The following is a 13856-nucleotide window of genomic DNA, read 5'->3' on the forward strand; positions in this document are numbered from 1 at the left end:
GCTAACCAGACAGTTATTTCCGCAAAACTATATTTTATTTTAAGACACCGCTTCTGACGGGTTGGAAATTATGAAAGACCAAACATATCTGCTGAGATACGTAAATAACCTTTTCGTTAAAATATATTAACAGATAAAACCATCAGTGGGAAATTAAAAGTATCAAAATCCCGACCTCTATCTCCAAAATCACTGAGAAATCAGACCTGATGGAAGTGTGTACAGTATCAAGCTTTGTCTGAGATAATAATAACTTTTGAAGAGGAGAAAAAACTGGCATGGTGGAGTCAAAGAAATAAAAGTGGAATTAAAACAAATTTTTAAAGCAAATAATCCGGTAATTGGTGTGGTTCATTTATCTCCTTTGCCTACTTCTCCTCGTTGGAAAGGTAAGCTTCAAGAGGTGATTGCTAGAGCCGAACAAGAAGCAACTGCACTTTCAGCAGGTGGAGTTGACGGCATTATTATTGAAAACTTTTTTGATGCTCCTTTTTCTAAAGAGTGTGTCGATCCAGCGGTGGTCAGTGCCATGACCCTGATCGTCGATCGCTTAAAAGGTATGGTCATGCTGCCGATGGGGATCAATGTTTTGCGTAACGATGCCCGAAGTGCTATGGCGATCGCTAGCTGTACCGACATTCAGTTTATTCGTGTAAATGTCTTAACGGGAGTTATGGCAACAGACCAGGGCATAATTGAAGGAAAAGCCCACGAATTACTCAGATACCGTCGGGAATTAGGGTCAGAAGTCGCTATTTTGGCAGATGTCTTAGTCAAACATGCCCGTCCTTTGGGTACACCTAATTTAACTACTGCTGTGCAGGACACTATTCAACGGGGATTAGCAGATGGAGTAATTCTCTCGGGATGGGCAACGGGTAGTCCTCCTACCCAAGAAGATTTGGAATTGGCATCTGCCGCCGCTGCTGATACTCCTGTATTTATTGGTAGTGGGGCTAATTGGGAGAATATCCCCCAACTGATGCAAGCAGCAGATGGCGTAATTGTTTCTAGCTCTCTCAAACGCTATGGCAAAATCAGTGAAACTATTGATCCCATTCGAGTGTCTCAATTTGTGGAAGCCGCAAAATCAACTGTGAAACAGGAAAATAAAGTAAAGTCAAATACCTCGATTAAACAATTCAATTAGTTCAACACAAGCTGAATTTCAACACAAGCTATAATTTGGACAATAAAAAAGCTATTGATTATTAGCCGTCAGTTATTAGTAGTTCAAGAGATAATTTGTCTCCCAGAAGCTAAGAACTAAGAGCTAACAGCTTTTATCTAATAATGAACCTATCGATTGATATTTAGTTATGCGCCGCCGACGTTCTTTACCCTGGATTTACCGCTGGTCACGACCGATAATTGGAGCAATAGCAATTGCGGGAGCAATTCTGACTGCATATTTAACTATCACCAAATTAACTGGAGGCGGTCCCGCTTGCTCTGCTGATGCTGCTGCTGGCTGTGGTGGAGTATTAGATAGTGCTTATGCCACAGTTTTTGGTTTGCCCTTAAGCTTATTTGGTTGTATGGCCTATATCAGTATGGCGGTTTTTGCCCTGGTTCCCCTGGCAATTGGTGCTGATGGCAAAAAGGATCTGAAAAAACAGCTCGAAAACCTTACTTGGTGGCTTTTGCTGGCTGGCAGTATTGCCATGACAGTCTTTAGCGGCTATTTGATGTATGTCTTAGCTACAGAACTTAAGGCAGTATGTCCCTACTGTATTGGCTCAGCATTATTTTCTCTCAGCTTATTGGTACTGACGATTACTGGTAGAGATTGGGAAGATTTAGGACAAATATTGTTTACCGGAGTTATCGTAGCGCTGCTTACCATAGTAGTGACTTTAGGTATTTACTCTAACGTCAATTCTTCGATTGCCCAAGCTAATGGATCCCAGGAAGAAGTAGTGGATGCCGATGGTTTAATTGCTATTCCAGAACCAGTAGGAGATCCGAAACCGCCTATCGGCTGGGAAATTAACACTACATCTGAAGAAGCAGAGATCGCTTTGGCAAAACATTTAACTGCCACTGGAGCGAAAAAATATGGTGCGTTTTGGTGTCCTCACTGCTATGAACAGAAGCAGTTGTTTGGGAAAGATGCATTTAGTGAAATTAATTATATTGAATGCGACAATCAGGGCAAAAATCCTCAAAGAGATGTTTGTATGGCAGCAGGAATCCAATCTTTCCCTACTTGGGAAATTGATGGTCAGTTTTACCCAGGAACAAAAACTCTAGCCGAATTAGCTGAATTATCTAAATATCAGGGCGACAAAAATTTTAAATATAAATTGTAGTTTTATCTTTCTCCTCATCACCGTAATTTCTACTTCTGATCTTTGATTTATACAAGATTTAAACCAGCAAGCTGCTAGAATCTACTTCGATATAGTTGAAATTAAAGTCGACAGAGGCGTTAATTTTATTGGTCTCATTAATCGACTTATTGAAACTAGCAGTGGTTTTCAATTTAGTGGGGAGTAGAAGGCGATCGCATGAATAAACTGCTATTGGGGCTGGTTAGTTCGATTATTTTTTTCCTATCCAAAACATCTATCGCTCAAGCTCAATCTTCAGAAAATTTATCCAATCAAGAATCAAATCAGGCTCGAATAACTTTTACTCCTTTGGCAAAACAGTTATTTTCTCAACCAACAGCTCAGCATTTGGGTCAAGGAGAAGTTTTAATCAATTTAAATACCCGTACCTTCTTCTTCCCCGATCTGGTTGAGAATGGGGTCGATGATAATGACAGTGCCGTCAATTTTAATACTGGTTTTAGTTGGGGGATCACAGACGATTTGCAACTAACATTGCAATTTCAGCATGTTGACAGTAGTTCCCCGGTTAGACAAGGGGAATTTACTTCAGAACGAACAGAAGATAATGAAGCAGCGCTGGAACTGAAGCAGCGTCTTTGGAGTAATCAAGCTCAAACCCAATCTTTGAGTGGTGTGCTATCTGCCTCTTGGGGAACCAGGGGGTTTATGTTTACCAGAGACCAGGAAGTTACGGAAATCAACAATCGTGATATTTTTGTCTCTCTTGCCGTACCTTTTTCTGCTAGTGTTGGCGATCGCTGGGAATTTAACTTATCCCCGACTTTGGCCTTCTTTAAAGATGAGAGTGCCGTTTTTTTTCATCGTCTGCCGGATGATGACGAAAGTTCTTTTGGCACGGTTCTGGGTTTAGGTGGTGGTGTTTCTTATCGAGTAAATTCCAGATTATCTATTTTTGGTGATGTATTTTTCCCTCTAACAGGTAATAACAGCATTAATCGAGATTCAGGCGATCCCGATAAGGCGATCGCTTATAATGCAGGGCTACGTTATTTAACCAATCCTCGTCTAGCATTGGATGTTTATGCCTCCAATACCTTTGCTAGTTATGCCCCCCTTTCTCTGACTGCCGATCGAGATTTTATGGGTTTGGGAGCTAATTTAGTATTTATGCCTGATGTATTTAAAGCAAATCGTCGCTATGGAGATAGTTTTCAAGCAACTAAAAACGAGACACAATCTTTAACTACTGACGGTTTGGGCTTTTTTGATGGTGGAACATTACCTAGCGGTAAGTTTGCCTTTCAACTACAGGGTGGTAGCCAAGGTGTTTTGACTGCACTTCGCTTTGGTTTACTTAAAGATTTTGAAGCGGGAATTTTCCTCGATTATGTAGCGGGAGAAATAGATGAATCAGAACAAGGTATTAGCGGTAAAGTGAGGTTCTTAAATCAAGAGGAGAATGCCCCAGTAACTCTTAGTGTTGCCGCTACTGCAAGTCTGACAAACGAACCCTTTATCAATTTCATTGAGAACGACACAAATGCCTTTGAAAGATTTGACTTGAATAAAAGTGTTCCTTTCTTCACTCCCGGAGGAGATGAACGATTTGAAGGTAAGCTGATAATTTTTACCATTTCTCTGCCTATTCATTATGAAATAAGTAAGGGGACAGCAGTTTGGGCGACACCAATTTTAGGTTACGTCCAACGCCAAGGATTAGAAATAGGAGGATTTAATCTTGGTACTTCGATTGCTCTTAGCTCAGAGATTAATTTGATCGGCGAAGTGGGAGTAAACTTTGCCGGAGAGGGAAATGCTTTTATTGATGGACAACTGGAAGATAAAATTCCTTGGTCAATCGGAGCGCGCTGGACACCATTGTCTTTATTGAATCGAGAAGCTGCTACTGATAATAGCGACCCTTATTTAGAGTTGTTCTTAACCAACCGTGTTGGGTCTTCTACTTGGCATCAATTAAGAGTAAGAGAAAACAACGAAGTCGGCGTTGGGGTTGGTTTATCCATTCCTTTTTCCTTTTGACATTTTCCCGTCGCGGGACGCGAGGGTCTTTTCTCACAAAAAAATAAACTGAAAATTAAGAGTTATCTGGTCAGTTGAGTTACTTTCAAGCAACTAGCAACTAGTCAATGTAATGTCCTCTATATTTACGGCGAGGCTTATTTTGTGGACTTGGTGGTTGCATTTTTGTCCAATCTATTATTTCTTCCTCATACAATTTACCGCGATATTTCTTAATCTCTGTTTTAGTTGGAATTGAATCATGATTGGATGCTAATTGTTCTTCTTCATACATCTGACCACGATATTTTCTGGTAACTTTTTCAGTAGGAATTGACTGAGAATTTTGTCTTACCGTTTGAGTAGGAATTGGTTGAAAATCTTTTACTACTGTTTTGGTAGAAATTGATTGAGGGGTCTGCAGTACAGTTTGATCTTTGTTGACCTTAGTATTTGGATTATTATGGCTGGAGGGTAATTTTGATGTTTCCTCAATCCAAATTGTCAAATTTTCCTGACTTCTTACTACAAAAGTGTTAACATCTAATTCGTTGTATTTCTGACAAATATCTAATACTTCTAGAATTTGATTATGTTTAAAGTTATCAACTTTCCTCCAAACTAAGTCATTTAAGGAAAATTCTGAATTAGATTGATCCAAAAATTCTTTAGGAGTAGAATTCTCGGTGGTAAGCCAAGTATTTTTTCCAGTCATAGCATGAGTTAGAACTTTTTTTTGATGTCCTCCTAGTATAAAACTCTCTAGTAAGATATCTTTGTTTGTAAAATATTTTGACTATTAACATTTTTAAACGGCTGTGTTGCAGATCTTGATTATGATAATTAGATGACAGCGATCGCTTTATCAGATCATGGAGTGATGTATGGGGCGATCAACAAAAGAAAAAGTATCTAAAAAATCTCACTTAAATTTAAAATAAACCCAGGTAATACCTTTTCTCCTGATAAAGTCTGAGGATTGTTTAAAATTTCTACCTGTTGGTTAAGACGATATATTTCTACTGTTTTTGCTGATGGTTCGATTAACCAGCCAAGTCTTATACCGTTATCTAAATACTCCTGCATTTTCGTCTGTAAATCTTCATATCGTTGATTTTTTAAATCGCTTGGACTTACCAGTTCAATTACAAAGTCGGGAGCAAGAGGAGGAAAACCTTGTTTTTCTTTCAAAGTAAGATTGTTCCATCTATTTAATTCAATCCAGCTAACGTCTGGACTTCTTCTGGCACCATTAGGCAAGACAAAAATAGTTGAAGAATCAAACGCCTCACCAAGTTTTGTTTGACGATTCCAATTACCCAAATCCAAATATAAATTAAAGTTCTTTCTCCCTGCTTCACCACCAGTAGGACTCATGACAATCAATTCTCCATCTTGAGTCAACTCCATTCTTGCTATTTGTTCGACATCAGCTAGCCAATCGAATTGTTCTGGAGTTACTTTGAATCCCTTGGGTACGGAAATTGCTTCCATCGTTGTTACTTGAATCTCTTTTATTTATTTTATATATCCAGTAGATTTTTATAGCGATCGCCCTCCCCTGCCTCCAGTCTAAATTAAATATTCTTATTCCCTCGCCCCACAACAGTAATAAATCGTTAATAATGGATATTTGCTTACTGATAACTGCTTACTGAAAATATGTCTTTTGTTGGCTTACATATTCATAGCGACTATAGCTTGCTCGATGGTGCATCCCAGATACCCCAATTAATTGACCGCGCTTTAGAATTAAATATGCCAGCGATCGCGTTAACGGATCATGGAGTGATGTATGGGGCGATCGAGCTAATCAAAGTCTGCCGCAATAAGGGTATTAAGCCGATTATTGGCAACGAAATGTATGTGATTAATGGCGACATAGAAGTTAACATCACCGAAAAGAAAAAACGCCATCGTAAATATCATCAGGTAGTACTGGCAAAAAATACCCAAGGTTATAAAAACTTAGTTAAGTTAACGACGATTTCCCACCTGAAAGGTTATCAGGGTAGTGGTATATTTGCTCGTCCCTGTATCAACAAAGAATTACTGGAGAAATATCACGAAGGATTGATTGTTACCAGTGCTTGTTTGGGAGGAGAAGTTCCTCAAGCAATTTTAAAAGGAGATTTAGCTCACGCGGAGAAAGTAGCCAAATGGTATCAAAAATTATTTGGAGATGATTATTACCTAGAAATACAAGATCACGGGTCGCCAGAAGATCGGATCGTCAATGTGGCAATTGTCAATATTGCCCGTAAATTAGGTATTAAAATTGTCGCCACTAATGATTCCCACTTTATCTCCTGTTATGACGTGGAAGCCCACGACGCGTTATTGTGCATTCTGACCCAAAAAAGAATTACCGATGATAAACGGTTGCGCTATAGCGGTACAGAGTATCTTAAATCTGCCGAGGAGATGAAACTGCTATTTCGAGATCACCTAGAAGATGATGTCATTGAAAGGGCGATCGCCAATACTGTAGAAGTTGCCGAAAAAGTCCAACCCTACAATATTTTAGGCGAGCCTCGTATTCCTGATTACCCAGTTCCTTTAGGACATACCGCTGATAGTTATCTAGAAGAAGTTACCCGTAAAGGTTTACTAGAAAGACTCAAGTGTCGTAATCACACTGAAGTTCCTCCTGAGTATATGCAAAGACTGGAAGTGGAACTCAAGGTGATGCAGGAAAAGGGTTTTTCTACTTATTTTTTAGTGGTTTGGGATTATATTAAATACGCTCGAGACAATAATATCCCCGTGGGACCTGGTAGGGGATGCGTATTAGGGGATACTCAGGTCATGTTATCTAACGGTAAAGAGATAGCAATTAAAGATATTAAAGTAGGGCAAGAAATAATTACCCACCAAGGAAATTTACAAACAATTACCCAAAAGCATGAATATGATTGCGATGAGGAAATTGTTAGATTAAAAGTTAGTAATCTAGATTTAGCTTTAACTCAAGATCATAAAATTTGGGCGGTTAAAACTGAAGATTGTGTAGTTAACAGTGCTAAGACGGCTACGGTTTGCAAACCCACTTGCGATCGGTACTGTACACCTAAACCTTTTGAAAGTTATTCTTTGCAATGGATTGAAGCAGGAAAACTCAAAGAAAATGATTTTGTGGTTTTTCCGCGAGTATCTTCTGCCGAATCAGAAATTACTTTTGACGTATTAGATTTTGTCGAACAAAAAGATTATTTATATTTCGATGATAAATCTATTTGGTATGAAATCGGCACAAATCATTTAGCCACCAAAAAGATTCCTCGATATATTCAATTCAATGAGGATTTTGCGCGATTGCTAGGTTATTACATCGCAGAAGGGTGGTCGAGACTGGGAGAAAGAGAATGTGCTGTTGGTTTTGGCTTATCAAAAGCTGAAACTAATTATGCGGAAGAAATTGTCTCTCTAATCGAGCGCATTTTTGGTTTAGAAGCTACAATTATTCCTCATAAAACTCGCTATTCTCAACAAGTCTTTTGTTACTCCCGAATTGTCGGTGAGTTTCTAACTGCTTTAGCTGGGAAAGGGGCAAATAACAAACGAATCTGTAACAAAATTATTACTCACGGTAGATCGGAATTAGTTAAAATTTTAATCGCCTACCTATTTCGTGGTGATGGTCATGCAGGAAATAAAGAAAAAACCCTCTGCATTAAATATACAACCACATCTAAAGTACTATCTTCTCAGTTAAGATTATTACTTGCTCGCTTTGGCTATTGGGCATCAATTATTGTCAGAAAGCACAAGCAAAATATTGATTGGCAGCCAGAATACTCGGTTAAATTATCGGGCAAACAACTATTAGATTGGAATGCCGACTTTCTTGATTTTCCCATCGGTATCAAACAGCAGAAATTCTATCGCAACGATAGCTTTTTTGTAGACGATCGCTATATCTATCTAAAAATTAGATCGATAACTAAATTCCACCATACAGGGAAAGTGTATGACATTACTGTTCCTGAAGATACTTCCTATGTAGGAAATGCGATCGCGATTCACAATTCCGCAGCAGGTTCCTTAGTCGCCTATTGCCTCAAAATTACTAACATCGATCCGATCCATCATGGGTTACTGTTTGAGCGTTTTCTCAATCCTGAACGAAAATCCATGCCTGATGTAGATACGGATTTTTGTCCTGATCGCCGTAGCGACATGATCAAGTATGTTACCGAAAAATATGGTGAGGCAAATGTCGCCCAGATTATTACCTTTAACCGCATGACTTCCAAGGCGGTACTCAAAGATGTAGGTCGGGTACTGGGGATTGATTTTGGGGATCAAAATCGCATTGCCAAGATGATTCCTGTGGTGCGTGGCAAACCAACCAAACTCAAGGTAATGATCTCGGAAGATACTCCCGAGCCTGCTTTCAAGCAAGCATACGAGAAAGAAAGTGTCAAAATTTTTAACGACAATAAAGAAGAAGTTGGCTCAGTTAAAATTCGTAACTGGGTTGATATGGCAATACGGATCGAAGGAACCAATAAAACCTTTGGAGTTCATGCTGCGGGAGTGGTAATTTCTTCCAAACCCTTAGACGAAATTGTGCCCTTACAGAAGAATAATGATGGCTCAGTAATTACACAATATTATATGGAGGATATTGAAGCTTTAGGTCTATTAAAAATGGACTTTTTGGGCTTAAAAAATCTGACTACTATTCAGCGAGCTGCTAATTTAGTTCAGAAAACTAAAGGAATTGCGTTGGATTTAGACCAAATTCCTCTAGATGAACGTAAAGCCCTGGAAATTATTGCCAAAGGGAAACAGAAGAAACTTCCTGCGGATATTCAAGAAACCCATAAACTATTCCGGGCTGGAAATTTAGAAGGTATCTTTCAACTAGAATCTGACGGCATGAAACAGATTACTAGAGACTTAAAACCCTCAGGAATTGAAGATATTTCCTCTATTTCAGCTCTTTATCGTCCAGGACCCTTAGATGCAGGATTAATTCCTATTTTTATCGATCGCAAACATGGTCGAGAAAAAGTTAGTTACCAACATCCCTTATTAGAATCAATCCTCAAAGAAACCTACGGCGTAATTGTCTATCAAGAGCAGATCATGAAGATTGCTCAAGAATTAGCAGGCTATTCTTTAGGAGAAGCTGATTTGCTCCGTAGGTGTTTATCTGGCTCGACAATGGTAATTGATACTGAGACAGGACAATTAGTAACTTTAAAAGAAATAGCAAGCAACCCTGAACATTGGCTCGACAAACAGATATTTACTCTTAATCAAACAAATCAGAAGATTGAGTCACAATTAATAGAGGCAATTTATCCCAATGGTGTTAAAGATGTTTGGGAAATAACTACCAGAACAAATCGTAAAATCAAAGCTACTAAAGATCATCTTTTCTATACTTTATTAGGTTGGCAAAAATTAGAAGATTTCACGACGGGCGATCGCATTGGATTGGCTAAAAACTTGCCCATAAGTCATTTTAGTAATGTTTCCCCAGCAAAAATTAAATTAATCGCCTATTTAATCGGTGATGGACATTTATCTACTAAATCTCCCTCCAATAGTTATTTTTGTAATAGCGATCTACAGCTAATTAAAGATTTCAGTCAATGTTGTAATAAACTATTCGGTTCTTTTGCACCAATAGATTCTCAGACACATACTAATCAAAAAACAGTTCATTATGTTCGAATTGGTTTCTTAAGTAAGTTTAATCAATGGGTGGATAGTAATGTTAAACGCGCTCATTCAAGGGACAAAGAAATTCCTCAATGGGTATTTAGCTTATCAAAACAGCAATTGCAGCTATTTTTAGGTACTTTATGGTCAACTGATGGTAGTTTCGACAATAAAACAGGACACACTGCTTATAATTCTACTTCTAAAGTTTTAGTGGAACAAATACAGCATCTTTTATTACGTTTGGGAATTGTAGCTTTATTTAACGTCAAGAAAATTACCTATAACAACAAGCCTTATATTTCTTACCGTGCTCAAGTAACGGGAAGAGAAGAAGTTAGTAAGTTCTGTGAACTTATTAAACCTTATCTGAGTAATATTAAATCTCAGCAAGCAACAGCTTGTTACCAAGTAGTAGAACATAAACTTAAGTGCAATTCTAAGCATACAGTTCCTAGCGATGTCATTCATTTAATCCGGGACGAAAAATATTCGAGCGGTATGACTTGGAAAGAGATAGATATGGCTGTAGGTTTAGCAAAGGGAACGATGTCATCTGGCTTAAACTTCAAACAACCAAATCAAAGTTTAGCACGACATCGAGTACAAAACTTTGCTAAAGCTTTCAATAGCCAACGGTTAGATAGTATTGCCAACTCAGAAGTATTTTGGGATGAAATAGTTAGTATTGAATATGTGGGTCAAGAAGAAGTATTCGATTTAACTATTCCCGAACATCATAACTTTATTGCTAATGACTTTATTACCCACAACTGCATGGGAAAAAAGAAATTAGCGGAGATGGAAAAGCATCGAGAAAAGTTTATTGATGGTTCGGCTAAAAATGGAGTCAGAAAAGAATTAGCAAATGAACTATTCGATCAAATGGTATTGTTTGCCGAGTATTGTCTTAGTTATGACACGGAAATATATACCGTTGAATATGGAGCATTACCGATTGGCAAAATAGTTGAGTCCAGAATTAAATGTACAGTTTTGACCGTAGATAAAAACGGTTTGGTTTACTCGCAACCGATAGTCCAATGGCACGACCGCGGCATACAAGAAGTTTTTGAATATACTCTAGATAATGGTGCAACTATTCGCGCCACTAAAGATCATAAATTCATGACTGTTGAAGGACAAATGTTACCAATCGATGAAATATTTGAACTAGGTCTAGAACTAAAGGAAATTCAACAATTTGATTGGTCCCGTCGGGGAAACCCCGCCGACCCTCTAGTTCAATCTGCTGAAGCATTAAAAGGGTAAAGCAATTTACACTGATCGAGTCTCTAAAATCTATTTTTAGGGCGGACGATGGGACTTGAACCCACGAATGGTGGTACCACAAACCACTGCCTTAACCACTTGGCTACGCCCGCCATATATATCGCTTAGATATTATAGCACCATTACCAAGATTTATATTCCATAGTTTAAAATTGAAAAAACTACAATCAAACTGCATGACAAGGTTGAGAATTATAAGTGTTGGTGGAATGATTACTCTGGGGTTAGGTGCGATCGCTTTTTTTACCAACCCAGGGCAAGAAGGTTATCAAAAGTATGCAGACGCTACTCTCAAAACCAAACTCAAGGACAAGGTTTGCTCACAGGTTAGGGAAGAAGTTAACCCCTGGCTAGAAGGTCAGTGTCATATTCTAATTAATACTGCTAGTCCTTATTTAGCTCAAGTTGTCAATCAACAAACACAACGACAAAACTTCTTGTTATTTAGTATTTATCAAGCAGATATACCTCTGCCTTCGCCTCTACCAAGTTATCATTTGGAAACTCTTGGGATACTAGGTAATTATTATACCTACCAAGCCAAAAAACTTTGATGGGTCAAGTCGCTTCGCTCGAATTCAGAATTGTGAATTCAGAATTCAGAGTTGTTTGGAAGAAGGCTTGAACCTCTCCCAAACCTCTTCCGTCCTTAAGGACGGGGCTTGTACCTAAATTCTGAATTCTGAATTCTGAGTTCTGAATTCAGATGGTCAAGCTACTATATTTAACCAAACTGCAATAATATATAACGTAAAAGCCGGAATTGATTATGAGTGAAGCAAACGAAGCCAAAAATATTCTATCTAAATCTAAACAGGAAGCAACCCGCAATCCCCCTTACGGAAAAGTAAAATCTTTGGATAAAGGTGAAAGATATTGCATTAATCGCATCGAAATTAAACCAGGAGAACACATGAGCACCCAGATGCACTATCATCGCAGTGAGCATTGGATTGTTGTTTCTGGGACAGCCAAAGTAATTTGCAACGGTAAAGAAACTTTAGTCATGCAAAATCAGTCTACCTATGTACCAATGAACACTGCCCATCGAGTAGAGAACCCAGGGGTAATTCCTCTAGTGATGATTGAAGTACAAAATGGCGAATATCTAGGGGATGACGACATTATTCGTTTTGATGATTAAGCTCAAAATACAAAATTTTTGCTGATAATCATCTAATACAACCAAAAAATAAAAATATCCTTGTTACCTCAGACTTTCACCAAGCCAGTTAAGATATGATGCTGAGCCATTACAAATCGGAAGCGCAACAATCTCTGGCACTTCGTAACTATGAAGTGTTTTTATTTGGGCTGTTAACTCGTTAAACTTACTCAAGTCAGTTTTAATGATTAATTGATATTCTTGTTCATCATTTACTTCTCCCTGCCAAATATACAGAGAATTAACTGGAAACAAATTAATACAAGCTGCTAGTTTAGAATCAAGTAAGCTTTGAGAAATTTCTTTTCCTTCTTTTAATGAAGGAAAAGTTACAAAAACTACACCGTAGTTATTAGAGTTCATTTCTATAGTCTTGTTAATTAAGTCAATTAAGCAGTCTGTACTCGATGTTGAAGGGAATGAACATAGTTGATTTTTTTAGCTGAATATAAAAAACTTCTTTCGACTAATGGAGTCTTATCTAAGATAGTGTTCTGCAAAACCGCGAGTTCAAAATTAGCATTTTTAATATCTGCTTGAGTTAGATTAGCATTACTTAAATTCGCCTGCTTAAAAGAAGCTCCACATAAGCTAGCACTACTCAAATTAGCCTGATTTAAATTGGCGTGATTTAAATTACCTTTTTGAAGTCGGACATTGGCTAAATTGGCATTATTCAAGTTAGCGTTACAGAGATTAGCTTCTTTGAGTAGAGCATTGGCTAAATTAGCATTGCTTAAGTTGGCATTGCTTAAATTAGCCCGAGCCAGTTTAGCTTGAGTCAAGTTAATTCCCGTTAAATCAGCACCACTTAAATCAACATCGATCATAAATGTCTGACTAAGATTAACATCAGTTAAAGAGATATTTTGTAGCTGCGCTCCTGTTAATCTTCCTTCGTATAAATTCGCCCAATTAAAATTGGCTTGATTCAAATTAGCTTGTCTTAAATTAACCTTTTGTAGTTTAGCGCCACATATATTGGCTGCGAATAAGTTAGCACTCCTAAGATTAGTATGAGAAAGATTCGCTCCACTAAGTTGCGCCTCAACTAATTGCGATTTAACCATAAAAGCACCAGTCAAATTCGCCTTTGTTAAATTCGCTTTTGTTAAATTGGTTTCACTCATTTTGGCGTAACTAAAGTTTGCCCAATTGAGAGTTGCTTCGCTCAAATCAGATTTCGTTAAGAATGCACGACTTAAGTTAGCACCCATAAGGTTAGCTCCGGTTAGATTGACGGAAATTAACATTACTCCTGATAAATCTTCTCCCCGTAAATCTACTCCCGTAAAGTCTCGATAACCTTGCTCGTAAAACTTTAATAGCTGATTAACTTTCATGGTTATTATCAATTCTAATTTCAGGTATATATAGCCAATCTTAATTGCCACGTATTATTTGAG

General features: G+C 38.0%; 10 protein-coding genes, 1 tRNA gene and 3 pseudogenes. 9 read left to right on the forward strand and 5 right to left on the reverse strand.

Features of this window, described 5'->3' with window-relative positions:
- Positions 1-301: 301 nt before the first annotated feature.
- The 3 genes from btpA to PLEUR7319_RS0127370 all read left to right on the forward strand — a co-directional run bounded on the left by btpA (position 302) and on the right by PLEUR7319_RS0127370 (position 4337).
- Positions 302-1150, forward strand: coding sequence for a photosystem I biogenesis protein BtpA (gene btpA / locus PLEUR7319_RS0127360; protein WP_019508422.1), 849 nt, complete (start codon positions 302-304; stop codon positions 1148-1150).
- Positions 1151-1319: 169 nt separating this feature from the next.
- Positions 1320-2312: a vitamin K epoxide reductase family protein gene (locus PLEUR7319_RS0127365; protein ID WP_019508423.1), complete on the forward strand. Its 993-nt coding sequence runs from the start codon at positions 1320-1322 to the stop codon at positions 2310-2312.
- A 198-nt stretch (positions 2313-2510) separates the two neighbouring features.
- Positions 2511-4337, forward strand: coding sequence for a hypothetical protein (locus PLEUR7319_RS0127370; RefSeq protein WP_019508424.1), 1827 nt, complete (start codon positions 2511-2513; stop codon positions 4335-4337).
- 100 nt (positions 4338-4437) lie between these two features.
- Here the strand turns inward: PLEUR7319_RS0127370 and PLEUR7319_RS0127375 are convergent, their stop codons facing one another.
- Positions 4438-5031, reverse strand: a complete 594-nt coding sequence (locus PLEUR7319_RS0127375) for a hypothetical protein (RefSeq protein ID WP_019508425.1) — start codon at positions 5029-5031, stop codon at positions 4438-4440.
- A gap of 197 nt (positions 5032-5228) precedes the next feature.
- Positions 5229-5810, reverse strand: a complete 582-nt coding sequence (locus PLEUR7319_RS0127380; RefSeq protein ID WP_019508426.1) for a Uma2 family endonuclease — start codon at positions 5808-5810, stop codon at positions 5229-5231.
- 168 nt (positions 5811-5978) lie between these two features.
- Between PLEUR7319_RS0127380 and dnaE (PLEUR7319_RS43685) the strand changes: the two are divergent.
- The 4 genes and pseudogenes from dnaE (PLEUR7319_RS43685) to PLEUR7319_RS43700 form a co-directional block, all read left to right on the forward strand.
- Positions 5979-7112 (forward strand): annotated as a pseudogene (gene dnaE, locus PLEUR7319_RS43685) (DNA polymerase III subunit alpha); the annotation flags it as partial.
- Between the two features lie 12 nt (positions 7113-7124).
- A pseudogene (locus PLEUR7319_RS43690) lies at positions 7125-8318 on the forward strand (LAGLIDADG family homing endonuclease); the annotation flags it as partial.
- 27 nt (positions 8319-8345) lie between these two features.
- Positions 8346-9464 (forward strand): annotated as a pseudogene (gene dnaE, locus PLEUR7319_RS43695) (DNA polymerase III subunit alpha); the annotation flags it as partial.
- On the forward strand, positions 9459-11264 hold the full coding sequence (locus PLEUR7319_RS43700) for an LAGLIDADG family homing endonuclease (RefSeq protein ID WP_371265403.1): 1806 nt from the start codon (positions 9459-9461) through the stop codon (positions 11262-11264). The pseudogene dnaE (PLEUR7319_RS43695) and the gene PLEUR7319_RS43700, both read left to right, overlap by 6 nt.
- A 40-nt stretch (positions 11265-11304) precedes the next feature.
- On the opposite strand, the gene PLEUR7319_RS0127390 is transcribed toward PLEUR7319_RS43700, so the two are convergent.
- Positions 11305-11377: transfer RNA gene (locus PLEUR7319_RS0127390), tRNA-His, on the reverse strand.
- A gap of 84 nt (positions 11378-11461) precedes the next feature.
- On the opposite strand from PLEUR7319_RS0127390, the gene PLEUR7319_RS0127395 reads away from it, so the two are divergent.
- Both PLEUR7319_RS0127395 and PLEUR7319_RS0127400 read left to right on the forward strand, forming a co-directional pair.
- The gene (locus PLEUR7319_RS0127395) at positions 11462-11839 is read left to right on the forward strand and encodes a DUF4359 domain-containing protein (protein WP_019508428.1); all 378 of its coding nucleotides are present in this window, start codon (positions 11462-11464) and stop codon (positions 11837-11839) included.
- Positions 11840-12054: 215 nt separating this feature from the next.
- Positions 12055-12429: a phosphomannose isomerase type II C-terminal cupin domain gene (locus tag PLEUR7319_RS0127400; protein WP_019508429.1), complete on the forward strand. Its 375-nt coding sequence runs from the start codon at positions 12055-12057 to the stop codon at positions 12427-12429.
- A 63-nt stretch (positions 12430-12492) separates the two neighbouring features.
- Here the strand turns inward: PLEUR7319_RS0127400 and cutA are convergent, their stop codons facing one another.
- Together cutA and PLEUR7319_RS36875 are read right to left on the reverse strand one after the other, a co-directional pair.
- The gene (gene cutA, locus PLEUR7319_RS0127405) at positions 12493-12813 is read right to left on the reverse strand and encodes a divalent-cation tolerance protein CutA (protein WP_019508430.1); all 321 of its coding nucleotides are present in this window, start codon (positions 12811-12813) and stop codon (positions 12493-12495) included.
- Between the two features lie 26 nt (positions 12814-12839).
- Complete coding sequence (locus tag PLEUR7319_RS36875) at positions 12840-13793, reverse strand: pentapeptide repeat-containing protein (RefSeq protein WP_019508431.1); 954 nt, start codon at positions 13791-13793, stop codon at positions 12840-12842.
- Positions 13794-13856: the final 63 nt, after the last annotated feature.

The organism is Pleurocapsa sp. PCC 7319 (assembly GCF_000332195.1).
In the GTDB taxonomy this organism is placed as follows: Bacteria; Cyanobacteriota; Cyanobacteriia; order Cyanobacteriales; family Xenococcaceae; genus Waterburya.